The sequence below is a fragment of the Pseudenhygromyxa sp. WMMC2535 genome, from assembly GCF_011083025.2.
In genome coordinates, this window is sequence record NZ_JABJWV010000001.1 from 6,449,202 (window position 1) to 6,473,530 (window position 24,329).

At 71.1% G+C, this 24,329-nt stretch carries 17 protein-coding genes; 8 read left to right on the forward strand and 9 right to left on the reverse strand.

The features are described from left to right. Nucleotides 1-7 precede the first annotated feature (7 nt). Nucleotides 8-1,264, reverse strand: coding sequence for a leucine-rich repeat domain-containing protein (locus G6O69_RS25060; protein ID WP_176397076.1), 1,257 nt, complete (start codon nt 1,262-1,264; stop codon nt 8-10). Here G6O69_RS25060 and G6O69_RS25065 point away from each other — a divergent pair. Beyond that, entirely contained in the window at nt 1,263-3,776 is a 2,514-nt protein-coding gene (locus G6O69_RS25065) for a cation-translocating P-type ATPase (protein ID WP_172306032.1), read from the forward strand. The genes G6O69_RS25060 and G6O69_RS25065 overlap by 2 nt on opposite strands. Before the next feature lie 73 nt (nt 3,777-3,849). Beyond that, nucleotides 3,850-5,004 (forward strand): hypothetical protein, encoded by a 1,155-nt coding sequence (locus G6O69_RS25070; protein ID WP_172306033.1) that lies wholly within the window; start codon nt 3,850-3,852, stop codon nt 5,002-5,004. A 31-nt stretch (nt 5,005-5,035) separates the two neighbouring features. Here G6O69_RS25070 and G6O69_RS25075 read toward each other — a convergent pair whose 3' ends face one another. The 3 genes from G6O69_RS25075 to G6O69_RS25085 are packed head-to-tail and all read right to left on the reverse strand — an operon-like array spanning nt 5,036 to nt 8,924. After that, nucleotides 5,036-6,145, reverse strand: coding sequence for a hypothetical protein (locus G6O69_RS25075; protein WP_172306034.1), 1,110 nt, complete (start codon nt 6,143-6,145; stop codon nt 5,036-5,038). Nucleotides 6,146-6,149: 4 nt separating this feature from the next. Beyond that, nucleotides 6,150-6,812 carry a TrkA family potassium uptake protein gene (locus G6O69_RS25080; RefSeq protein WP_172306035.1) on the reverse strand — a complete coding sequence of 221 codons (663 nt, stop codon included), beginning with the start codon at nt 6,810-6,812 and terminating at the stop codon, nt 6,150-6,152. 21 nt (nt 6,813-6,833) lie between these two features. Beyond that, nucleotides 6,834-8,924 carry a potassium transporter TrkG gene (locus G6O69_RS25085; RefSeq protein ID WP_172306036.1) on the reverse strand — a complete coding sequence of 697 codons (2,091 nt, stop codon included), beginning with the start codon at nt 8,922-8,924 and terminating at the stop codon, nt 6,834-6,836. A gap of 115 nt (nt 8,925-9,039) precedes the next feature. On the opposite strand from G6O69_RS25085, the gene G6O69_RS25090 reads away from it, so the two are divergent. The 3 genes from G6O69_RS25090 (at nt 9,040) to G6O69_RS25100 (ending at nt 14,320) form a co-directional block, all read left to right on the forward strand. Next, the gene (locus G6O69_RS25090) at nt 9,040-10,728 is read left to right on the forward strand and encodes a hypothetical protein (RefSeq protein WP_172306037.1); all 1,689 of its coding nucleotides are present in this window, start codon (nt 9,040-9,042) and stop codon (nt 10,726-10,728) included. A 347-nt stretch (nt 10,729-11,075) separates the two neighbouring features. Continuing rightward, nucleotides 11,076-12,659, forward strand: a complete 1,584-nt coding sequence (locus G6O69_RS25095; RefSeq protein ID WP_172306038.1) for a PAS domain-containing sensor histidine kinase — start codon at nt 11,076-11,078, stop codon at nt 12,657-12,659. Beyond that, complete coding sequence (locus G6O69_RS25100) at nt 12,656-14,320, forward strand: ATP-binding protein (protein ID WP_176397077.1); 1,665 nt, start codon at nt 12,656-12,658, stop codon at nt 14,318-14,320. The genes G6O69_RS25095 and G6O69_RS25100 overlap by 4 nt, the downstream gene beginning before the upstream one ends. A 165-nt stretch (nt 14,321-14,485) precedes the next feature. On the opposite strand, the gene G6O69_RS25105 is transcribed toward G6O69_RS25100, so the two are convergent. Next, a complete protein-coding gene (locus G6O69_RS25105) occupies nt 14,486-15,382 on the reverse strand; it encodes a fatty acid desaturase (protein WP_346017080.1) in 897 nt (298 codons plus the stop codon). Between the two features lie 183 nt (nt 15,383-15,565). On the opposite strand from G6O69_RS25105, the gene G6O69_RS25110 reads away from it, so the two are divergent. The 3 genes from G6O69_RS25110 to G6O69_RS25120 all read left to right on the forward strand — a co-directional run bounded on the left by G6O69_RS25110 (nt 15,566) and on the right by G6O69_RS25120 (nt 19,229). After that, nucleotides 15,566-16,606: a fatty acid desaturase gene (locus tag G6O69_RS25110; RefSeq protein WP_172306040.1), complete on the forward strand. Its 1,041-nt coding sequence runs from the start codon at nt 15,566-15,568 to the stop codon at nt 16,604-16,606. 168 nt (nt 16,607-16,774) lie between these two features. Further along, nucleotides 16,775-17,605: a hypothetical protein gene (locus G6O69_RS25115; protein WP_172306041.1), complete on the forward strand. Its 831-nt coding sequence runs from the start codon at nt 16,775-16,777 to the stop codon at nt 17,603-17,605. Between the two features lie 61 nt (nt 17,606-17,666). Next, nucleotides 17,667-19,229, forward strand: coding sequence for an alginate export family protein (locus G6O69_RS25120; protein WP_172306042.1), 1,563 nt, complete (start codon nt 17,667-17,669; stop codon nt 19,227-19,229). A 15-nt stretch (nt 19,230-19,244) separates the two neighbouring features. Here the strand turns inward: G6O69_RS25120 and G6O69_RS25125 are convergent, their stop codons facing one another. From G6O69_RS25125 to G6O69_RS25140, 4 genes are all read right to left on the reverse strand, one after another. Continuing rightward, a complete protein-coding gene (locus G6O69_RS25125; RefSeq protein ID WP_172306043.1) occupies nt 19,245-22,160 on the reverse strand; it encodes a serine/threonine-protein kinase in 2,916 nt (971 codons plus the stop codon). A 34-nt stretch (nt 22,161-22,194) separates the two neighbouring features. Further along, nucleotides 22,195-22,827 carry an RNA polymerase sigma factor gene (locus G6O69_RS25130; protein WP_255215871.1) on the reverse strand — a complete coding sequence of 211 codons (633 nt, stop codon included), beginning with the start codon at nt 22,825-22,827 and terminating at the stop codon, nt 22,195-22,197. A 50-nt stretch (nt 22,828-22,877) separates the two neighbouring features. Next, complete coding sequence (infA, locus tag G6O69_RS25135; protein ID WP_172306045.1) at nt 22,878-23,096, reverse strand: translation initiation factor IF-1; 219 nt, start codon at nt 23,094-23,096, stop codon at nt 22,878-22,880. A gap of 240 nt (nt 23,097-23,336) precedes the next feature. Further along, on the reverse strand, nt 23,337-24,083 hold the full coding sequence (locus G6O69_RS25140; protein WP_172306046.1) for a hypothetical protein: 747 nt from the start codon (nt 24,081-24,083) through the stop codon (nt 23,337-23,339). Nucleotides 24,084-24,329 lie beyond the last annotated feature (246 nt).

The following is a 24,329-nucleotide window of genomic DNA, read 5'->3' on the forward strand; positions in this document are numbered from 1 at the left end:
GCGGGTCTCAGGAGCCCGAGGCCGGCTCGTCCGTGCTCTGGCGCAGGAGCTGATCGGCGAGGTCGCGCCAGCTCGGCGGCTGCGCGGGCGGCCGCCCGTCCACGCGGACGCCTCGCTCGACCAGGCGCTGGACCTCGCGCAGGCTCGAGCCGTGGACCTCGACCCGCTCGAGGGCGGGGAAGGTCATGAGCTGGTCGACGGTGTTGATGTTGGTGCCCGAGAGGTCGAGGTCGCGCAGCGCAGGTAGCTCGCGCAGCGGCCCGAGGTCGCGCACGCGGGTGTAGCCCAGGCGCAGGCGCTCGAGCTTGGTCAGGTTGGCCAGGGGCGCGAGGTCGGCGACCGCCGTGGACCCGCGCAGGTCGAGGCTGCGCAGCTCCCCGAGCTCGGCGAGGGGTCGCAGGTCGAAGGCGTCGGTGCTGCACAAGACCAGCGCCTCGAGCTCGGTCAGGTTGGCCAGGGGCGCGAAGTCGACCCAGCCGGCGTGGCCGAGATCGAGGCTGCGGAGCTGGGTGAGGGCGCCGGCGCCCAGGGGATCGAGGGTCGCCGGGCCGGCGATCTGGGGGTCGCCGTGGAAGCCGAGGTCGAGCTCGCGGAGGCTCGAGAAGCCCGGCGCGGCCAGGCCAGAGAGCGGGCTGCGCAGGCTGGGGAGGGCGAGGCGCTCGAGCTCGGGGAGGGCCGCGAGGGCCTCGAGATCCTCGACCTTCGCCCGCGCCAGGCTCAGCTCGCGCAGGGGCGTGAGCGCGGCGAGGGGGGCGAAGTGGCTGGACTTGGGGTCCGTGAGCGCGAGGGTGATCAGCGGGTGCTCGGCGATCGCCGAGGCGACGGCCTCGCAGTCGGAGACCTCGCTGAGCGTGAGCGCGCGCAGCAAGCTCCCCGTCGGCGAGGCCAGCAGCGCGGCGATCGTCCGCGCGACTTGGCGGTGGACCGTGGCCGCGATGGCGAAGCCGTGCTGCCACGCGCCGACCTCGACCTTGGCCGCGAGCGGGCCGAGCCAGCTGGGCCGCTCGCGGTCGAAGAGCTCGGCGATCTGATGCTCGAGGATCTGACGCTCGAGCGGGCGCTGGACGCTGGCCAGGCGCTGCTCGAGGGCGATCAGCTGCCCGCGCGAGTCGCCTTCGGCGCCGAGGAGATCGGCGAGCACGGCCCAGCTGTGCTGATCATCCGGGTCGCGGCGCAGCGCGGCGATGAGCTCCGAACGCATGGAGGCGTAGCAATTACCAGATGCCTGGTGCTTCGGCGCGGTCTTGCTAACTTCCCGGGCCATGACGCCCCTCGACCGTGGCCTCGACCGTGAAGAGGCCGCTCGGCGCCTGCGCGAGGGCGGACCCAACGAGCTGGCTGCGCACCCGAAGACGCCCCCGTGGCGACTGATGCTGCGCCAGTTCGAGGACCCGCTGGTGCTGATCCTGGTCGCGGCCGCGGTGATCTCGGGGCTGATGGGGGACATCCCCGACGCGGTGGCGATCGCGGTGATCGTCAGCATCAACGCGGTCATCGGCTTCGTCCAGGAGCGCAAGGCGGAGCGGGCGATGGCCGCGCTGCGCTCGATGACCGCGCCGCGGGCGGTGGTCCGGCGCAGCGGCGCGATGATCACGGTCCCCGCCGCGGAGATCGTCGTGGGCGATCTCCTGATCCTCTCGCCTGGGGACGTGGTCGCCGCCGACGCCCGGGTCCGCGAGTCCAAGGCCCTGGCTTGCAACGAGGCCGCGCTCACCGGCGAGAGCCTGCCGGTGAGCAAGCGGCCCGAGCCCAGCCCCGCGGACGCGCCGCTGGCCGAGCGTCACGATCAGGTGTTCATGGGCACGGCCGTGGCCGGGGGCGCCGGCGTGGCCGAGGTCTTTGCAACGGGCATGGACACGGAGATCGGGCGGATCGCCGCGCTCTTGTCCAGCGACAAGGGCGACGACAGCACGCCGCTGCAGCGCCGCCTCGACAAGGTCGGGCGCACGCTCTTGGTGATCTGCGCCGGGCTCGTGGCCGTGGTCGTGATCCTCGGCTGGATCCGCGGGATGAGCTGGAGCGAGCTGTTCTTGTCGGCGGTGTCGATGATCGTCGCCGCGGTCCCCGAGGGCATGCCGGCGATCATCACCATCGCCCTGGCCCTGGGGATGCAGCGCATGGCGGCCCGGCGGGTGCTGGTGCGCCGCCTCGCCGCCGTCGAGACCCTGGGCTCGGTCACGGTGATCTGCACCGACAAGACCGGGACGCTGACCACCGGGGTGATGCGCGTGCGCGAGCTGTGGGGGCCCGACGAGGGCGCGCTGCTGTGGGCGGCGGCGGCCTGCTGCGACGCCGAGCTGGCCGCGCGCGGGCGAGGGGGAGACGCGAGCGAGGGCGAGGGCGAGGGCGACACCACGGAGCTGGCGATCCTCCTGGCGGCTCGCGAGCGGGGCATCGAGCGCGCCGAGATCGAGGCCGGGCACCCGCGCCTGGACGACCTGCCCTTTTCGACCGAGCGCCGGCGGATGTCGGTGCTGCGTGGCGGCGGCCTGCCGGAGCAGGTCCAGGGCGAGGTGGGCGAGGTGGGCGAGGCGGTCGAGGTGGTCGAGCAGGGCGACTCCCCGGAGGACTGGCTGTGGATCAAGGGCGCCGTCGAGGCCATCGTCGAGCGGGCCGACCCGGAGTCGGCCGTCGAGGCCGCGGCCATGCTCGCCGCCGCCGAGGACATGGCGAGCCGAGGCCTGCGCGTCCTGGCCGTCGCCCGCGGCCGCGATGTCAGCGAGGAGGCCCTCGAGCTCCTCGGGCTGATCGGCCTGGCGGATCCGCCCCGCGAGGCCGCGAAGAAAGCCATCGCCGAGGCTCGAGGGGCGGGCGTGCGGACCATGATGATCACCGGCGACCACCCGGTGACGGCCCACGCCATCGCCCGCGAGCTCGGCTTGAGCGCCGATCTCGTGCGCGCGCGGACTACGGCGGAAGAGAAGACCAAGATTGTCGCCGAGCTGCGCGCGGCCGGCGAGATCGTGGCGATGACCGGCGACGGGGTCAACGACGCCCCGGCGATCCGCGAGGCCGACGTCGGCCTCGCCATGGGCGAGACGGCGACCGAGGTCACCCGCGAAGCCTCGGACATGGTCCTGGTCGACGACGACCTGTCGAGCGTAGTCACGGCGATCCGCGAGGGCCGGGTCATCTACGACAACATCCAAAAGACCGTGGTCTATCTGCTCTCGGGCAATTTCTCCGAGCTGATGATCATGCTGGTCGCCGCGGCCGTGGGCATGCCCTTTCCGCTGCTCCCGCTGCACCTGCTGTGGATCAACTTGATGACCGAGCCCTTCCCGGGCCTGGCCCTGGTCATCGATCCCCCGGACGAGGACGTGCTGCGCCGGCCGCCGCGGGATCCGGCCGAGCCGCTGCTCAACCGCCAGGCGTGGTCGGTGATCATCGCGACCGCGCTGCTCCAGACGGTGGTCGGCTTCGGCATTTACTGGTGGGCGCTGGAGGTCGAGGGCCGCTCGCTGCTCGACGCGCGCAGCCTGGCCTTCTCCACCGTGGTCTGCGGTGAACTCCTGCGCGCGTTCGCGTTTCGCAGCCCCAGGCACCTGCTCTGGCAGGTCGGGGCCCTGCGCAACCCCTGGCTGGTGGGGGTGATCGTGGTCTCGCTGGCGATGCAGATCGGGCTGTACCAGCTCGGGGTGACGCGCGAGCTCTTCGCGCTCGGGGAGCTCGCGTGGACGGATCTGGGCCTGGCCCTGGCCGCGGGCTTCATCCCTGTCAGCGTGCTGGAGAGCGCCAAGCTGGCCGCGGCGCTGGTCCGGCGCCTGCGTCGTTGACGGGGACGCTCGCGCCTGGCGCCTCGTGACGTCGGTGTGAGGCGTCGAGTCGTTCGCCATCGCGGCGCGATTCATGTCACTGTGGAGCATGGTCCGACGCACTCGTTCGACGACGATGATCCTGGCGCTCTCGCTCTTCGCTTGCACCGACGATGGCGGCGCAGACAGTGAGGGGAGCGAGGGCGAGACCAACGACGAGGTCGGTGAGAGCGAGACCGACCCCGACGAGAGCGCGGGGACGGAGAGCGCGGGGACGGAGAGCGCGGGGACGGAGAGCGCGGGGACGGAGAGCGGCTCTGGCGAGGACACGGACGACTCGAGCTCGGACACGGAGGAGTCGGGCTCCGGCGAGGACACGGACACGCAGGGAGACACGGACACGCAGGGCGAGACCGGCGAGGGAGAGACGGGCGAACAGCCCGATCCGCTGTGGGTCAACCCCAACCTCTGGTACTCCGTGGAGAACAAGCTCCACTACATCGAGATCGACCCCGACGACGGCAGCGTGGTCCAGCTGGTCACGAGCACGATCACGACCCCGCTGATCGACGGCCAAAACGGGATCACGATGCTCGAGGACGGCTCGCTGCTGGGCTCGCGCGAGAGCGCCGGAGAGACCCAGATCTATCACGTGGCCGAGCCGCCCACGACGGCCAGCGAGATCGAGGTCGAGATCCTCGGCGTGGTCCCGGACGCCCTGCGCATCGAGGCGCTCTATACCGACTGCCAGGGCCTGGTCTATCTGATGGACACGGGCGTGGACGTGGGCAGCGCCACGGGCAACCGACTGCTGCGCTTCACGGGCGACTACCTCGCCGGCGACCTCGGCTACGAGGTGATCACGGACCTCGAGAACGCCAGCGTCGCCGACATCGACGACATGGGCCCGGGCATCGACGCCATGGGCGAGATCACCGACGGTCAGGGCTTCGCGATCGACTCGGGCACGGTCTACGACTTCGACTACAACACCGGGACCGGCGTGGCGATCGGCCAGGGCGGGACCTGGGGCGTCCACGCCCTCGGCGGCCCGCTCTTCTCCGACAATACTGCGCGGCTTTACCTGCTCGACAGCGCGGCGCGGCTGTTCGAGGCCGATCCCATCGACCTCGCGCTCTCGCCGGTGCTGGTCACCGGTCCGCAGCCGGAGGGCGACGCCCAGGCGGGCTGGAGCAGCCTCGCGGGGCCGCTGACCGAGTGCGAGTCGACGCTGCCCGATCCCCAGTGAGGGGCGCGGCGCCGAGCCGCGAGTCGCGCGCTCAGCTGACGGCCAGCGCGTAGACGGAGCCGCCAGCATCGAGGGCCTGGACGTCGACGCCCGCGACCGCGTCGTTGGGGGCGGCCGCGTCGTTGAGGGCGGCCGCGTCGTTGGGGGCGGCCGCGTCGTTGAGGGCGGCCGCGTCGTTGAGGGTGGCCTCGGGTGCGCCCTTGGCCGCGGCTTCGTCCTGCTCGCGACCCTCGCGCCTCTTGCCCGCGGCCGCGCGCAAGCTCGCCCGCGCGTGCTTGCAGGCCGCGCGCAAGCTCGCGCGCAGCTCGGGTCCGCCGTCGGCGGCGAGGCGGCGCAGGCCCTCGGTGTTGGCCGCGATCACGCCGCCGTCGCGGTCGCAGACGAAGCGGGCCCCGGGCATGGCGTCGAGGATGCGCAGCAGCGCCAGGCGATCGAGCTTGGCCACGCGCTCCCAGTCGCGCTCGACGGCCTCGAAGTGCTCGGACAGCAGGTCGTTGACCACCGCCGCGACCTCCCGGTACTCCCACGAGGCGTCGCCGGGGGAGAAGCGCGGGTGGGGGTCGCCCTCGCGGCAGGCCTGGAGCACCGCGCCGAGCTCGTAGAGCGGGCGGATCAGCTTGATCCGCGTGCGTCGCATCAGCGCCAGGGAGGCGGCGACGTCGAGCAGCCCGAGCAGGACCATGGACCAGGCGCCGGCGCTGCCCAGGCGCTTGGCCCGGGCGTTGGCGCGGTGCATGGACGCGCGGTTGATCTCGACGAGGCTGCGCAGCTGCTCGCGCAACGCCACGGCGGCGCTGTGATCGTCGGCGAAGGCCGCGGGCGCGAGCTCGTCGATGGCCGCGAGCACGGGCTCCTCGCTGGGCTCGGTGATGTTGCCCTGGGCGATGGCCAGAGCCTCGTCGAAGCGCGCGCGGCGATGCTCGCGATCGTCCTGCTCGTCCTGTCCGTCATGCCCGACATGGCCCTCGGCGAGGACCAAGAGCATCTCCTCGACGGCCTGGATCGACTTGTCGTTCTCCTCGAGGATGCGGTCGACGGCCGGGGTCACGCGGGCGAGCAGGGCCACGGCGGCGATCATGGTCAGGACCTGGATGGCCAGGAGCGCGCCGAGGGCCAGGCGGATCTCGTCTCGAATGCGCATCGGCTCAGAACCTCTCGCACAGCTCGTGGACGGCCGAGGGGCTCGAGACCACGACGAGGATGTCGTCCCCGGCCAGCGGTCGCGTGGGCGAGGGCCGCAGGTTCACGCCCTCCTGGGCGTGGCGCACGGCGACGACCTGGACCTCGAAGCGCTCGTCGAGGGCGAGCTCGGCCAGGCTCCGGCCGATCATCGCCGCGGGCGGGCGCAGCTCGGTGATCAGCAGGTCGGGGCCCAGGGGCAGTTCGTCGACCACGCCCGAGAAGCGCAGCCGCGTGGCCAGGCGCTCGCCGAAGTCGCGCTCGGGGTGAACGATCTCGTGGGCGCCGACCATGCTCAAGATCCGCTCGGTCAGCTCGTCGGTCGCCCGCGCGACGACCCGGGTCGCGCCGAGCTGGCGCAGCAGCGCCGTGACGATGATCGAGGACTCGCGCGAGTCGTCTCCGATCGCGCACACGCAAAGGTCGCGGCGCTGCGGCCCGGCGCGGACCAGGGCCTCCTCGCTGGTCGCGTCGAAGCAGGCGGCCTCGACGACGTGGGGCGCGATGGCCTGGACCCGCGCCTTGTCGTGGTCGACGGCGAGGACCTCGACGCCGCGCTCGGTGAGGGCGCGGGCGAGGGCGGTGCCGAATTGGCCGAGGCCGATGATCAGGGCTTGTTCGTGGCTCATGGCTGCTCGCTTGGCGGCTGACTAGCCGACGTTGATCTCTTGCTCGGGGAGCTCCCACAGCGCGCTGTCGCGTGGTCGGCTGAAGATCAGGAACAAGGTCAGGGGCGCGATCCGGCCCATGAACATGCAGGCGATGATGATCAGCTTGCCGACGTTGTCGAGCATCGCGGTCCCGCCGATGCTCAGGCCCACGGTGCCGAGGGCCGAGAACACCTCGAAGAGCGCGGTCTGGAGGTTCATGGGCTGGGTCAGCTGGATGGCGAAGAGCGCCAGCACCCCGCTGAGCGCGGCCAGGGTGACCACGGCCGCCGCCCGGTAGACCGTGGCCTGGGGGATCGTCCACCCGCCCCAGCTGACCGTGGTCCGCGAGCGGCTGACGGCGACCACGGCGATCACCAGCACGAAGACCGTGGAGGTCTTGATCCCGCCGGCGGTCGAGCCCGGGCTGCCGCCGATGAACATCAGCGCCTCGACCAGGGTCAGCGTGGCCGGGCTCATGGCCGCGAAGTCGACGGAGTTGAAGCCCGCGGTCCGAGTGGTCACGGACTGGAACCAGGCGTTGTGGACGCGGTCGAGGATCGGCAGGGCGGCGAGGCTCTGGTGCCACTCGAGGGCGGCGATCAGCACGGCGGGGGCGAGGAGCAAGGCGGCGCTGGTGACCAGGACCACGCGGGCGTGGAGGTCCATGCGCCGGCGCTGGCGTCGACGCAGGAGCTGGGGAAGGGCCACGATCACCGCCGGGCCGAGGCCGCCCAAGATGATCAGCGCGGCGACCACGTGCAAGACGATCGCGTCTTGCTGGTAGGGGATCAGGCTGTCCGACTGGAGGGCGAAGCCGGCGTTGCAGTAGGCCGAGATCGCGGTGAACACCCCGCGCCAGATCGCCAGCGGCCAGGGGTCGGCGTGGGCCAGGGCGAAGCGCAAGCTGAGCAGCAGGGCGCCGACGCCCTCGCTGATGAAGGTCACCCGGAGCATGCGGCGCAAGGCGAGCTCGAGGCCGCCGACGCGGTGGCCGTCGATCAGCTCGAGGGCCACGCCCTCCTCCTCGAGGCTCAGGCGTTGGCCGAGCAGGACCATGGCCGCGGCCGAGAAGGTCATGATGCCCAGGCCGCCGAGCTGGATCAGCGTGAGGATCACGCCCTGACCGAGCAGCGAGAAGTCGGCCCCGGTGTCGAGCACCGCCAGGCCGGTGACGCAGACCGCCGAGAAGGCGGTGAAGATCGTGTCGAGCAGGGGCAGGGGCGCGGCGCTCGAGCAGGGCGGGAGGGTCAGGAGCACGCCGCCGACGATGCCGGCGAGCAGGAAGGTCCCGACGATCAGCCGCGCGGGCTGTTCGATCAGCAGCTCGCGCCAGCCCGGGCCGCGCAGGGGGTCACGGTGGACACGCGGGCGCAGGGCGAAGAGCAGCCCGCCGGCCGTGGGCATCAGGGCCAGGCAGGCCAGGCCGGTGTGTCGGTGGGCGAGGGCGGCCGCGGCCACGCAGACCACGGTCAGGCCGCCCGCCACGGCGTCGCGCCAGCCCAGCGCGCGCAGCTCCCCGGGCGGGAGCTTGGCGATCGCGCGGGCGGCCAGGCCGAGGCTGATCGCCACGCTGGCCAGGGCGGCGATCAGCACGGCGCCGCCGTGGAGCTGGAAGCCGACGGTGGCGAGGACCACGAAGAGGTTGCCCCAGGCGCCCATGCGGGCGCGATCGATGCGCGAGTTGGGGTGGGTGTGCCCGGCCTCGCCGGCCTCCGGGGCCAGGTAGAACCACGTCGTGGACAGGAGCGTGGCGAGCATCACCGCCATGGCCTTGGCGGGGTGATCGAGCAGGGCGAAGGCCGCCACGCCGGCGAAGCTCAGGCCGGCGATGATGACCAGCGCGCGCCCGAGGCCGGGCCAGCGCGCCAGGGTCAGGGCGCCGAGGCAGGCGAGCGCCGCGATGGTCATGGTCGCCGCCAGCAGGGCGAGCTCGGGGAGCTCGGGGAGCCACGCGGGGGTGTCGTGGGCGAGCCGGAGCAGGGCCGGGACGAGCAGGGGGGAGAAGGCAGCGAGCAGCCCGGCGCGACCCAAGGTCCGCTCCTCTCGCAGGCGCGCGCCGGGCATGGGCCGACCGCGAGAGAGGGGGGTCATGGGTGGGGCTGCTCCAGGGCTGCTCGGCTCACGTGACAGACCGTATCAATTTCTGTCACCCGAGCCGATACGCGGGAGGCCAGCGTCGTGCCAGCGCGTAGGGTAGGATTGCGCCATGGGACGCGGGATGTCTCGTTTGGTGATCTGCGGTCTCGGGCTCGTGGCTTGTCGAGCCGCGGGGGACGGGGTTGAGGATCGTGGGCAGGCCAAGGTCGCGGAGGCCGCGAAGGGTGCAGAGGCCGCCGAGGCGCGCTCGGACGCGGCGCAGCCGGTCGAGGCCGATAGGCCGGAGGCTGAGTCGGCGCCCGCGGGCGAGGCCGAAGCAGCCAAGCCAGATGCGCCGGTCGAGGTCGGTCCCAAGCCGGTCCCCAGCTTTCGCCTGGTCGCGAAGCTGAGCCCCGACAACCCGAGCGAGCCCTACGAGATCCCCGCGCTGCGGATCTTCGCGAGCGTCGACGGCTCCGTGTTCGTCGCGGGCGGTCCGCTGGTCCTGCGGGTCACCGATGAAGGCGAGCTGCCAGCGCCGACGCCCGCGGCCATGGGCGGGGTTCATCCCCTGACCGAGGAGATGTCAGAGAACCAGCTCTACGGCTACTTCGGCTGGCGCGTGGCCTATCTCGGCGGGCGCTGGCCCGACGGGTTGTTCATGACCACGAGCTGGGGCAGCGGCTTTCGCCTGTCCATGGATCCCTTCGAGCAGCACCGCTGGCGCGACGATCGTTGGCAGTTCATCGAGACGCTCTCGGGCAAGCTCGCCTACCACATCGCCCGGGCGGCGCCCTGGGTCGACGGGCAGCTCCTCGGCCTGCGCAGCTACTCGGTGTACTTGCCCGATGCCGACGAGGAGACCTACGACGAGCTCTACGACGCGGCCGCGCCCCTGGTCGCCAAGGCCCGCAAGCTCGTCGTGCTGCGCGGTGAGGGCAAGGCACCGGCGGGGCTCAGCAAGCAGAGCATCGTCGACTTCGATGCGCTGCCCGATGGCACGATCGTCGCTCTCGTCGGGGGGGCGAAGGCGCTGAAGTACACGCTCGAGGGCGACGCGATCACGGACCAGACGCTGCCCGGTGAGGACGCGCGCTACGATCGTGTCGAGCTCGTGGACGCGCGCCACGGCTGGGCCTGGTCGAGCGCTGCACCGGCCGTGCTCGCGGCTTACGACGGCGAGACCTGGGGTCAGGACCAGGCGCCCGCTTGCGGGGAGGTCGGCCTCGCTAGCTTCGCGCTCGGGCCGGGTGGCCGCCAGTGGGCTGCATGTGGCGCACCCATCAGCGGCGACGGGATGGAGCCCGGGGGCGGGGTGTGGAGCCGATTGGCGGGCGAGCCGTGGGTGACCGTTGCGTTGCCTGCGGGGGCTCAGATCCGCCAGATCATCGCGCGGGGTCCAGACGACGTATGGCTGGCTGGAGACCGCGGCGTCTACCACAGCAAGGCCCCGCGCGAGGTCGTGACCATGCCGAGCCTCGAGCGCATGTGGCTCGACTCTCTGGCCTACCGCGACCCCGTCTCGGCCGAGGGCGAGTGCAAGTGGTACACCGCCGTGCTCGCGGGCTCCCCCGAGGGCGAGCACGACGAGGCGCTCGCGGCCGTGCGCGGGGCCCTCGCGGGCATCGAGCTCGACGGAGGGGAGCTCGGCGTCGGTGTGTTTCGCGGCAAAAAGCAGCTCGTGTTCAGCTACCCCGGCACCGACCGAAGCAAGCGCGCGACCAAGGCCCTGCGCGGGCAGCTCGGGGAGCAGCTGGAGGACATCTACTGCTTTTTTCCAGAGGACTTCGAGGCGACGGCGAGCGTCACGGAGGACTAGTGTGCGCGGCAGAGGACTTGACGGGCCCCAGGCTTGGAGCACCGGCCGCTGACTTCGTTGCTCGTCAGTCATTTGTGCCCGACAAACTCCCTCCTCGCGCCTCGTCAGCAACCGGCGGTCCGGCGCCTGGGACCCTTCAAGTCCTCTGCCGCGCACACTAGGAGCCCGTGGCTCCTAGGAGCCCGTGGTGGCCTGACGCGAAGAGAAAACGCGGGAGGGTCGCGGGTATGGCGAATGAAGACTCGCCGCGCGCGAGCGCGACTGACAGTTGGCGACACCGCCAGCAAAAAGCGCGGGCCATACCGTGGGCTGGTCGTCCTCGTCGCCCACGCTGCTAGAGTCGCAACATGGACGAGGTGGAAGTGCTTCGAGCACGAGTCGCCGAACTCGAGGCGTCCGTGGCTGCGCTGCGCCAAAAGGAGAGCCAATGGCGGCTGTTCTCGCTGGCGACGAGCGACATGCTGTGGAATTGGGACTTTTCCGATGACTCCGTCGAGCGCAACATTCGCTTCGAGTCGGCCTTTGGTTATAGGAGCGACGAGGTCATCCCGAGCATCGAGTGGTGGATCGAGCGCGTCCACGAGGACGATCGCGCGCAGCTGTTCTCGGTGTTCACGCGCGCGCGCGAGTCGGGCGCGGATAACTATAGTTGCGAGTACCGCTTCCGCCGCCGAGACGGCGGCTACGCGATCATTCGCGACAACGCCTTCATCATCCGCGACTGCGAGGGTCGACCGGTGCGCGCGCTCGGAGCGATGACCGACATCAGCGAGCGCATGCACTGGATGGAGCAGTCGCGCAGGCTGGCGAATTTCGAGGCGCTGGGGACCCTGGCGGCGGGGATCGCCCACGACTTCAACAATCACATCCAGGGCATCGTGGTCGCGACAGAGGTGCTCTGCGACAGCGTCGATGTCCACAGCCGGACCTATCGCTTCGCGGCGATGGCCAGTCAAAACGCGCGCGCGCTCGCGCCCTTGGTCTCTCAGCTGATGACATTCGCCCGGGGCGGGAGCTCGCTGTGCGAGGTCCTGGACATTGCACAGCTGGTCGTCGCCAACGCCGAGCTGGCGCTCGCGGGATCGCAGCTCAAGGCCAGCTTTCGCGTGCCGGACAGGCCGGTCTACGCCAAGGTCGACGAGACGCAGATCGCCCAGGTGATCCACAACCTGGTGATCAACGCCGTGCAGGCCACGAAGGGGGCGGGGCAACTGGGGATCGGCGTGCGCACGCTCGATGACGCCGACGCCGACGCCGACGCCGACGCGGCCGGCCCGTGGATCGAGATCTCGATCCGCGACCACGGCGAGGGCATGGCGGCGGAGGTCCTCGACAACATCTTCGAGCTTCACTACACGACCAAGGCCAAGGGCCAGGGCCTCGGTCTGGCGATCGTGCGCTCGATCGTCGAGCGCCACGGCGGGCGGATCGCGGTGTCCTCGACGCTCGGCGAGGGCAGCTGCTTTCAGATCCTCTTGCGGCCGACCGACGAGCGGCCCCGGGATCGACGCGAGCGCGGGGGCGTGGAGGCGGGGGTGGGCAGGATCCTGGTGATGGACGACCAGGAGGCCACGCGCGGCGCCGTGGCCTTGGCCCTCGATATCCTCGGTTACGAGGTCACGACCGTCGACGAGGGGGACGCGGCCGTGGCCGAGTATCGCCGGGCGATGGACAGCGACGCGCCCTACTGCGCGGTGATCCTCGACCTCACCGTGCCCGGGGCCATGGGCGCGATCGGGGCCTGCGAGGCCCTGCGCGCCATCGACCCCAGGGCGCGGGTGATCGTGACCAGCGGCTACGCCGACGCGGAGGCGATCACCGACATCGCGGGCCACGGCTTCGACGCGGCGCTGCGCAAGCCCTTCGACACCCGGACCCTGGGCAAGACCTTGCGCGAGGTCCTGCGCGAAGAGGGCGAGGGCGGGCGATGAGCTCGTCTGGAATTGGGTCTGGACCGCTGCGCGACGCGAGCATGACGCGGGCGAGCCGATCGCCGCGAATACTCTCGGGCGGGCAGCGCAAGGGTGGATCGCTGCCGCTGACGAAGGGCGTCAGCGAGGGCAGGCTGCGCGCGACCTTGGACGCGACCACGGACGCGATCTACTGGCTGCGGCCGTGCCGAGACGCCGAGGGGAAGATCGAGGACTTCGAGTTCGTCGAGGTCAACCTCGCCGGTGAGCGCGAGCTGAGGATGCCGCGGGCGCAGCTGCTCGGCGGGCGCCTCGACGCGCTCTTGCCCTTCAACCGCATCGGCGGCTTCAGCGAGCAGTACAAGCGCGTGATGGAGACGGGCGAGACCTTCGAGCAGGAGTACGAGATCCCCGAGGGCTTCGTCGCGCCCGGCTGCTATCGCCATCGAGTCGTGCGCGTGGGCGACGAGCTGCTGATCTTCAACCGTGATCTGAGCGCGGACAGGGCCCGCGAGGCCGAGCAGCGTCGCGCGCTGCGCCTGGCCGCCCTCGGTCGCATGGCCGGGGGGATCGCCCACGACTTCAACAACGTGCTCGCCGGCATCGGGTTCAGCGCGGAGCTGCTCGAGGAGATGATCACGGACACGGACGCGCTGACGATCGTCCGCGGGATCGCGGCCTCGGCTCAGCGCGCGGGTCGCTTCGTCAAACAGATCCTGATGTTCTCGCGGCCGCGGGAGTCCCCGGTCGAGGTCCGCGCGCTCGATGAGCTCTGCGTCGAGATCCTCGACATGCTCGCGCGCAGCTTGTCCAAGCGCACGGCGCTGCACCTGAGCCTGGCGCGGGGCCTCTCGGTCGCGGTCGTCCCCGCGCAGCTCCAGCAGGTCCTGTCCAACTTGGTGACCAACGCCGCGCACGCCCTCAGCCGCGGGCAGGGGAACATCTGGGTCACGCTCCGGCGGGCGGACGCGGACGAGCTCGACAGCCTGGAGGCGCGGCGCGAGGGCTGGGCGGTGCTCGAGGTTCGCGACGACGGCATGGGCATCCCCGAGTCCGCGCTCGAGCACGTCTTCGATCCCTTCTTCAGCACCAAGTCTCCAGAGCACGGCGGCGGCCTCGGGCTGGCCGTGGTCCACGGGATCGTCGAGCGCCACGGCGGCCTCGTGCGCGTGCGCAGCAAGCTCGGCGAGGGCTCGACCTTCGCCGTGTGGCTGCCCCTGGCCGCCCCCGAGCCGCGGGTCATCAGGGTCGAGTCGCGGGTGCTCGCGGCCGCTGGCCGCGGCCTCGGAGCGGGTCGGGGGGTGCTGATCGTCGACGACGACGAGCTCGTCGCCGAGTCGCTGGCGGCGGCCCTCGACCTGCGCGGGTTTCGGGTGTTCACGGCCTTCGAGGGCATCGGCGCCCGGGCCGAGCTCTCGGTGCACGGCGCCGAGATCGACGCCCTGGTCCTCGACCTCGACATGCCGGGGCAGTCTGGGATCGAGCTCGCCAAGGATCTGCGAGCCGAGCGCCCCGAGCTGGTCGCGGTGCTGATGACCGGCGGCGGCACGGCGCTGTCCTCCGAGGAGCTGCGCGAGGCGGGGATCCTGCGCGTGCTCGAGAAGCCCTTCCCCTCGCAGCGGATGGCCGACACGCTCGGCGCGCTGCTCGGTGCGCCGCGCGAGCGGCTCGGAACGAGCTGAGCGTCTGTGAATCTTTCCCGCACCTGACGACGTTGGGGGGAAAAATCCACAGACGCAGAGCGCTCGCCGGCGCGGGGCCGAGCGAGCGCTCAGGTGGTTCTCATCGAGCTCGGGGAGGGGCGCCTCCCAGAGGGAGCAGGCGTGATCAGGCCTGATCAGGCGTGATCAGGCCGCTGCGGACGGATCGGCGAGGTCGTCCTGCTCGGCCTCCCGCTTGGCCTGGCGCGCGGCGAGGCGCTCGGCCTTGGCCTTTTGATGCGCCTCGTAGTGCCTCGGGTTGAACAGGTTGGCCTGCTTGTGGTGGTAGCCGTGGTAGTAGATGCCGTACCACAGCCGGTTGCCGATCCAGAAGTAGCCGTGGTCGAGGTTGACGGGGTAGAAGCCCTGCTCGGGGTGGGCGGCGTTGTGCGTCGACCAGTTGAAGTGGACGAGGTGGAAGAAGCCGATGATCGAGGCCGGGACGAAGAAGAAGAAGAAGCCCATGGGCCCGAGCAGCACGTACCAAAAAGCGATCAGCACCAAGTTGGTGGCGTAGCTCGTGTAGGCCCGGCGCTTTTCGAAGCGCCGGTTCTCGGGGGTGTCGCCGCCGTGCAGCTCGAAGAACTGGCGCTGGAGCTGGACCTCGACGTTGACGACCATCTTCTTGAGGAAGGGCCAGTAGCCGCGGGCGTCGGCGGTCACGGGGTGGGGGTCCATGTCCGCGTCGTCGCTGTACTTGTGGTGCCGGCAGTGGATGATCTCCCAGCTGGCGTAGCGGGTCAGGACCACGAGCCCGCACAGCTCGCCGATCAGCCGGTTGATCGGCCGCGGGAAGTTGTTGTGCGAGCAGTTGTGGATGAACACGCTGCACAGGATCTGCGCGTGCACGGCCAGGGGCAGGACGAGCCAGTACCACCAGTGGAACTCGCGGGGCACGAGGCCCTGGAAGCCCGCGGCGAGCATCAGCGCCAAGACGATCGAGAGACCGACGAGGTAGGTGCCGTCGTAGAGCACATAGAAGGCGCGTCGCCGGCGAAAGCGAACCGATGGTTGGACGGTCAGGGCAGCGGCGAGTGCGGACACGATCAGCTCCTGCGCCCTTGGGCGCGCTTGCCGAATTAGCACAGCGCCGCGGGCAGCGTCGACCGCAGGGGCTGCGCCGGCGCGCGTGTCTCCAGGGTCAGGCAGGGTCAGGCGGCGCGCAGCACGAGGTCCCGTGAGCGCGTTCACGTTTTGTATCGGACCAAGCGGTGATACTCAGGAGCCATGAGCACCGGCGGCAGCGTCGCAGCAGGTCGGCCCGAGGCGCTCGCTCGCCCGCGCCGCCTCGTCCGGCGTCGGGAGGAGTGGCGGCAGGTCGGCATCGTCGGCGTCTACTGGGGCCTGCTCGGGTCGATGATGTTCCTGCCCGCGGCCCGCAACCTGCTGGTGTTCGCCGCGGCTTGCTACTTCAGCTTCCTCAACACGGTGGTCATCCACAACCACCTCCACCAGGGGATCTTCGAGAGCAAGCGCCTCAACCTGATCTGGCGGGCGGTGCTCAGCTTTGGCGCGCTCTACCCGGCCTCGGCCAACATCCCCTCGCACAACCTGGTCCATCACCACTTCGACGACGACGGGGACCTCGACTGGGCCTCGCCCAAGCACGTCCGCTTCCGCTGGAACCTGCTCAACTTGCTGCACTTCCCCAACGTCGCCGGGCCGCGGACCTTCGCCGGGGTCAAGCGCTGGGCGGCGTGGAGCCGCCACCCGAGCTTCGTGCGTCAGTATCGGCTCGAGTCGGCCTTCGCCTTCGGGCTGACGGGGCTGCTCCTGGCCGTCGACTTCTGGACGGCGCTGCTCTTCGTGGTCGTGCCCCAGCTCTACGGCGCGCGCGGGATCCTGCGCGTCAACTTGATCCAGCACGACCGCGCCGACGTGGGCTCCGAGTGGAACCACTCGCGCAACTTCGTCGGCCGCGGCTTCAACTGGATCATGTGCAACAACGGCTACCACACCATCCACCACAACCGCGCTGGCTTGCACTGGTCGGAGCTCGACGCGGCCCACGCTCGGGAGGTGGTCCCGCGCATGGATCCCCGCCTCGACGAGCCGAGCATGGTCGCCTACTTGCTGCGCACCTACCTGTCCAACTGGCGTCGGCCGGGCGACCTCGAGCTCCACGACCGCGAGCCGGCCGCGGTGACCGACACCGATGCCAACGCCGATGCCAACGCCGATGCCGATACCGCTGGGAGGGCGCTCGCGCCCCGTGAGCGTCGCCGGGCCGAGGCCGACGCCTGCGCTCTGGCCGAGTCGGCCGCCTAGGAGCCCGTGGTGAAACCCAACACGACACCTCGCTTGCCCTTTTCGCCGAAGACTTTGTCGCCAAAACTTGCAGTACGCCCGGTACATCTGCGTTTTGGCTTCGCGCCCTCGACGAAAATCCCGGCGCCAGGAGCCGCGCTGGGTTCCACCACGGGCTCCTAGGATCCCGTGGACGGATTCGCTGGGCGGGAGCTCGTCGGCGCCATCGCGCTGGGCTTTTTTTGGATCCACACCCTGCTGATCGCCGGGGCGGCGGTCCTCGATCTTCGTGACCTCCGCGCCCTGGCTCGGCGCTTGCGCCCGCTGGAGTTGCGCGAGGGGGCGAGGGGGATGATCCTCGCCCAGGCGCAGGGGCGTGGCCCCGAGGGCGCCCTGGCGCGCAACGAGGTCGAGCAGATCGGGCGCAGCAAGGGCGACGGCCGCGTGCACTTCAGCGACGCGGCGCACCGCAGCGAGATCTTTGGTGGCCAGGTGGAGCACGCGGGCGCGCGCGTCGAGATCGCCGCCGCGAGCGAGGACGCGGCGAGCGTGTGGCCGGCCAGTGACGCGCGCGCGCGGGCGGCCGCGCCCGAGGGCCCGGAGCAGGTCGCGGCGGTGATCCCCGCGGCCAAGCGCGGGCGGGGCTGGCCGCGCCAGGTCGGCGTCAGCGTGGGCACGGACGCGCCGGTGTGGATCGCGGGTCGCCTCGAGCGGGGCGGGGACACGCAGTGGCGCCTGGTCGGCGAGGCGGGGGCGCCCCTGCTGGTCTCCGCGATCGATCCGCGGGCGTGGATCCGTCGCAAGCGCGCGCTGGCCGTGGCCTTCATCGTCATCGAGATCCTGCTGGCCGCTGCCTGCTCGACGGCGATCTTGTGGCCGCCGCGCTTCGACTGGGTCTCGATCCTCGGCGCGGCGGGGGCTCTGGGCTTCTTCTTGGGCGTGCAGCCCATCGGCGTGGCGGTGACCGACGCCTTGCGCACGCCGGATCGCGCGTATCTGCGCGGGACGTGGCGCGCGTGAGTCGGAGCTGAGCGCTGTGGGGGCGTGCGTGGGAGGCCTCGGTTTGCGATGCTCGACGGCGATGTCAGCGCTGTCTCCCTGGCTCGCCCTCGTCTTGTGTGTCGCCCCCGCTGGGGAGGCCACGGCGGCGAGCCCCGAGGACGGGGCGGCTAGCGGGGACGGGGCGGCTAGCGGGGACGGGGCGGCTAGCGAGGGTGGGGCGGCTAGCGAGCCCGAGGCGGCTCCCGAGGGCGACGCGCCCGAGCTCGCGTCGAGTCTCGCGGTCGCGCCTGAAGGCGACGCGATGGCCAAGCCAACGCGCATTCAAAACGAGCGGAGCGTCGAGCCCGAGCCGCCCGTTCTCGAGTTGGAGCGCCCGCGGGTCGAGCTTCGCCCGGGGCTGATGATCATGACCCGTGGCCAGCTCACCCACACGCGCAGCGTGGACGGTGAAGCGGCGACCAAGCTGTCCTTGCCGGTGCGCCTGCGCCCACGCCTCGAGCTTCGCGTGGGTCGCCTGCGGGCGCGGGCGGAGTTCCAGGACGCGCGGACGATCGCGGATCCCATCGGCAGCGCGCGCAGCGGCTTTCACCAGCTCTTCGTCGAGTACGAGGCGGCGCTCCCTCGCGGCGCGCTGACGGTCCAGGCCGGCCGCCAGGAGTTCGTGATCGGGACCAGCCATATCTTCGGCAACGCGCCCTGGGGCCCGGGCATGCGCTCGTGGGACGCGCTGCGCCTGCGCGCGGACTTCGAGGGCGGCGGCGGCGTCGATGTGTTCGCGGGCTCCCTGGCCCGGCCGCTGCTCTCGGCCAGCGAGCCGCTGGTGGATCACCTGCGCGGAGAGATCGACGTCGACTGGCGAGCCGCGGCCCACCGCCCCCTCGCCGGCGAGGCCCTGGACGTCGAGCTGTCCGTGTGGGGCCGCCACAGCCGCGATGACGCCGAGGCCCGCAACCTCTACACCCCGGGCCTGGTCGCCCACGGCGAGCCGCTGGCGGGGCTGCGCTACACCCTCGAGGGCTACCTGCAGACGGGGACCATCGACACGCTGGAGGACGAGTGGGTCCGGCGTCGACACCTCGCCGGCCTGACCCACCTGCAGGTCGAGTACCTCGATCCTCGCGGGCTGGGCGGCGGCCCGAGCTGGGAGGGCGTCCACCTCGGCGGCCTCGCGCGCCTCGACTACGCGAGCGGGACGCAGTGCACGACCACGGAGGTCTCGGGGCTCACGCCCTGCGCCGAGGGTGCCAGCCACGACTTCGACTCGCCGTGGATGGCCCGCCACCGGTGGTTTGGCAACGCCGATCGCTTTCGTGCGCTCAACGTGGTGGACGCGGCCTTGGGCCTGCAAGGGCGCAGCAAGCTCGGCGGCGTGACCCTCGACCTCAACTTGATCAACCACCTCTTCGCGCTGCCCGAGCCCGGCGGGCGCTGGCTGGACACCGGCGGGAAGCTCGTCGGGGTCGACCCGGACAACGACGACCCCTGGGCCGCCGACGAGCTCGAGCTCCAGGGCCGGGTGCGCTGGGGATGGCTGCGCTTCGACCTCGGGTGGATGCTGATCTCCTACCTCTCGGGCGGTCGCCACCTGACGGGCGAGGCCCAGCGCCACTTCGCCTACGCCCAGGTCCTCGTCGACTTTTGAGCGCGGGCGCGCGGCTCAAAAGCCGGGGAAGCGGAACTTCTTCTTGTTGCTCTTCTTCTTGCGCCCGCCGGCGCGCTGGAGCGCGGCGGCCTCGGGGTGAGCCTTGGCCAGCTGCTTGCGAGCGGCCGCGAGCGCGTCGTCGAGGCCGCTGCACTGCTCGGCGCTCTCTCCGGCGCCCGGCGCCTCGGGGACCTCGAGGCCGCGGGCGTAGAGCGTGGGGAAGATCGCCGGATCGGGGTTGGCCACGGCCTCGGCGAGGGCGCTCGAGAAGGCGGTGCACGGCTGCTTGGCCGCGTGGGCCTGGTCGAGATCGAGGGCGCGCTGGCGGGGGAGGTCGACCCGCGCCCAGGTGCTCGGGTCGCCGCGCAGGACCCCCAAGATGCGCTGGCGGGCGTCGTAGTCGGGCGGGGCCTCGGTGTCGTTGATGACCTCGAGCAAGAAGCTGTGGCCGCTGGCGCCGAGCTCGCGCACGGCGAGGTCGACGGCGGTCTCGCGCAGCTTGGGGTCGCGCAGCAGGCCGAGCAGCTCGGCCTCGAACTCGGTCTCCTCGCTGAGGCTGGGATCGGCCTCGAGGGCCTCGGCGTAGCGCAGCAGGGCCTCGATGCGATCGCCCTTGTCGCGGCCACCGGAGAGCGCCCGACCCTCGCGCCACAGCAGGCCGGCGTCGGCGGGGAAGCGATCACGGGCGACGCGGATCAGCTCGAGGGCCCGCTCGCGCTCCTTGGCCAGCAAGGTGCGATCGATCTCGAGGTAGACGGACTCGTCGGGCTTGGGGATGGGCGAGTCGGGGTCCTCGGCGATGCGCAGGCCGACGAGGTCCTCTCCGCTCGTGCGCGACTCCGGGTCGTCGCCGGACCACGCGAAGGCGAGGGCGCCGATGGTGATCAGGACGAGGGCCGCGGCCGCGGCGAGGGCGAGCTGGCGCTGGCTCGCGCGCGGCTGCGGGGGCGGCAGCGCGGGGCTGGGGCCGGTGGCCTGGGTTCCGAGGTTGGGCTGCGGCCCGGTCGGCGCGCTGGGATCGATGACGATCGGGGCGCTCGCGGAGGCGGGCACCAGCGCGGGGATGGTGCCCGTGGGCAGGGGATCTCGGCGCTCGAGGTCAGCCTGCTCGAGCGCGCGCCAGGCCGTGGCGGCGTCGGGCATCCGCCGCTCGCGATCTTTGACCAGCAGCGCGTCCACGAACTCGCGCAGCGCCGGGGGCACCGACTTGGGCAGCGCCATCGGCTGGGTCTGGATCTGCGCGTGCAGCAGGATCACCGGATCGCCGACGAAGGGCGGGTGCCCTGCGAGCAGCTCGTAGAAGATGATGCCCGCGGCGTAGAGGTCCGTGCGCCCGTCGACGGCCTCGCCCCGGGCCTGCTCGGGGCTCATGTAGGCCGGGGTCCCAAACACCTGGCCGAGCTGGGTGAGCACCCGCGAGCTCGGCCCGGCCTCGCTGATCTTGGCGAGGCCGAGGTCGACGAGGAACACGTGCTCGTCGGCCTGGGGATCCGTGCGCGAGCCGGGGAGCACGAACACGTTCTCGGGCTTGAGGTCGCGGTGGACGACCCCGCGCGCGTGGGCGTACTCGAGGGCCGCGAACACCTGGAGCATCAGGGCGCGGGCGCGGGCGGGGTCCATGGGTCGCCCGGTCAGCGCGCGCAGCTCCTGGCCTTCGAGCAGGGGCATGACCAGGTACTGCGCCGCGCCGGACTTGCCGGGGGTCTGACCGTGGGCGAGGACGGGGACGATGCCGGGGTGCTCGAGGCGGGCGGCGGTCTCGGCCTCGCGCTGGAAGCGGGCGCTGATCTCCTCGTCGTCCCCGTAGGCCGCGTGGAGGATCTTGACGGCGACCAGGGTGCCCGCGGGTCCCCCGAGATCGCGGGCCCGAAACACCGCGCCCATGCCCCCGAGGCCGAGTAGGGCGTCGAGCTGATAGCGCCCGGCGACGAGGTGCCCGACCATCGCCGGGGGGTCGCTGGGCAGCAGGGCGCGCTCGTCCTCGAGCTGCTGCGGGCCCGTGGGGGCGTCCTCGAGGCTGGTCGGGGCGGTCTGGGGTCGCTCGACGGCCGCGGCCTCACGCAGGGCGCGGACCGTGGCCAGGGCGGCGCTGGCCGAGGCGGGGCGATCGTGGCGCGACTTCTCGAGCAGCGACTCGATGAAGGTGACGACCGGCGCCGGGACCGAGGTCGGCAGGGGAGGGGTCGGGGCCATGATCTGCTTGCGCAAGATCGTGGCCACGTCCTCGCCGTCGTAGGGGACCTCCCCGGTCAGCATGTTGTGGGCGATCAGCCCGACGGCGTAGAGGTCGCTGCGCTCGTCGATCTTGCCGCCGGCCGCCTGCTCGGGGCTCATGAAGCGCGGCGTCCCAAACACCATGCCCGCGCGGGTCAGGACCTCCACGGCCCCGTCGGCGTCGAGCAGCTTGGCGATGCCGAAGTCGACGAGCTTGGCCCGCTCGCCCCCGGGGGCGTCGGCGTCCTTGGTCAAGAACACGTTCTCGGGCTTGAGGTCGCGGTGGACGATGCCCGCGGCGTGGGCGTGCTCGAGGGCCGAGAGGATCTGCTCGAGCACGCGCAGCGCCTCGTCCACCGGCCACGGGCGCCCGGGGCTCAGGCGCGCGTGGAGCTCCTCGCCGACGAGCAGCTCCATGACCAGATACTTGATGCCCTCGTCGGTGCTGCCGTGGTCTTCGACGCGGACGATGTTGGGGTGATCGAGGCGCGCGGCGCTGATCGCCTCGCGATCGAAGCGCTTGGCGATCGAGGGGTCGCTGCCGATGTCGGGGTGCAGGACCTTGACCGCGACCTCGCGCCCGCGCCCGCGATCTTCGGCGCGAAACACCGCCCCCATGCCGCCGGCGCCGAGCAGATCTTCGAGCGCGTAGCGATCGGCGAGGACCTGGCCGACGAGGCCGCGGACCTGCTCGCTGACGTGCTGTGTCCCGCTCATGGCTCGAAGACCTCGGGGCCAGCGCGGCGCATGCTCAGCCCTTTTGAGCGAGCCTGGCTCGCAGTTCGCCAGCCCACTGATCGAAGTTGGCGGTGGTGCTGCGACGCAGCTCGATGTCTTCGGTGAGCTCGGTGATCAGCTCGTCGAGGCGGGCGCGGGCGCGCTGGAGTCGGCGCTTGATCGTGCCCTCGGGGGTCTCGATGACCTCGGCGATCTCGCGCACGCTCAGCCCCTCCCAGTAGTGCAGCTCGAGGGCGATCTGCATGTCGAGGGAGAGCCGGCGCATGGCTCGAAGCAAGAGCTGGTGCTCGCGCTTGACCGCGATCTGCTGCGTGGGCGAGCCGAGGTCGAGATCGGCGACGGACTGCTGGCCAACCTCGATCACCGCGTCTCGGCGGTTGCGATCGCGGATGTGGGTGTACAGCCGGTTGCGCGCGATTGTGTAGAGATAGGTGCGAAAGCTGGCGTCACCGCGGTAGCGCTCGCGACCTTTGACGCAGCCCATGAAGGTCTGCTGGGTCAGCTCCTCGGCCGACTCGTCGTCGATCTTGGAGCGGAAGAAGCGATAGATGGCGTCGAAGTGGCGAGCAAAGAGCTCACGGCCGGCCCGTTGATCGCCCTGGCGCCAAGCTTCGAAAAGCTCGAGGTCGGAGGTCGGCTCGGCCATGGGCATATTGTACGGCCGGCGCGAGTGTCCTCGCGCCAGCCCGTCGCTTGTCAACGCACGCGGTAGATGATTCGGCCGCGGTTGGGGTCGTAAGGGGAGACGGCGACCTTCACCCGGTCGCCGAGAACGACCTTGATCCGGAATTTCCGCATCTTCCCGGCGAGGTGAGCGATGACCAGGTGATCATCGTCAATCTTCACGCGAAACATTCCGCCGGTGAGGACTTCGGTGACGACGCCGTCGAATTCGATGTGGTCGTCTTTGGACACGGCGCGGAGGGTAAGGGCCGCGAGGCTCGGGGCGCAAGCCCGGTCGCGCGGGGACTTGCACTGTGGCGGCACCTTTGTGGCGTGAGTCAGCGTTCCAGAGATCCCTCCAGCCACGCGGCCGGTGCTCGGCGCGATCACGGAGGGCCTCGCGCCGCTGGCGCGAAGCCCTCCGAAGCGCCTCGGGGTGGAGATGCCTCCACCCACCGGTCGGCCACCGGTCGGCCACCGGTTGGGGCAGGGTCACTGAGGCGCGATGGTCCCCGCGTAGGCCAGCGTGGTCTGCTGGAGGGTGTCGATCAGCAGCGAGTCGACGTCGGCCTGGCTGAGCTCGTCCTCGAAGTCGATGCCCGCGAAGAAGCCGGTGTAGCTCTTGGCGATGGTCAGCTTCTTCGCAGACGACGCGCCATCTTGGATGTCGAAGGGGCGGCCGTTTTGGATCTTGCTGACATCGACGTCGACGGTGAGCGCCAGATCGGTCCGCCACTCGAAGTCGATGTGCATGTCGCCCTTCACCGCGGAGCCCGAGAGGAACACGGTGCTGCCCTCGGCGGCGGGATTGTCCATGCCCTCGGCCGAGGGGCCATAGTCGACGAGCGCGTCGCAGTATTGGCCAGTGGTCGCCCGGACGCCGCCGAGGCCGGTGACGTCGTAGTCGGGGTTCTCGTCGAAGGTCTCGGCGAGCGCGCCCCAGTAGAACTCGACCTCGAAGTCCTCGCCGTCGCAGCTGCGCAAGGTGACGCCCTCGGTGGTGATCACCGCGTCGTCGATGAAGATCTCCCAGCCCATGTCATTGACGAAGATGACCTGGTGGCCGTTGCGAGAGGGCAGGTTGCCCTCGTCATCGGGCTCGCCGTGGCTCGTCGCAAAAACGTCGACGACGGCGCTGGTCTCCGTGAGCGCGTCGAGGAGCGCACAGCCCGAAGACATGCCCAGGGTCGGGACGAGGAGCAGGGCGGCGAGGGCATTGGTGCGGCGCTTGGCGGTCATCTCGAGCCTCGATCGGGTCTAGGGAACTTGGCGATTTTTGGGGCCCAGCGAGCGGTTGGGGCGGGTCAAAACCCCGGGTGGGTCCAAAGATCAGTTCGTGCAAAGAGTTAAGCCTGATTACCGGATTGAGCGCAAGAAAATTTGTTGCACCCAGATCAGGAATTTCGGCAACGCGCGGTCTCGTCGGGAATTTTTGTCTCGGGAGATCTCCCAACGAGTGAATTCGAGCAAAAAACACTATTTATG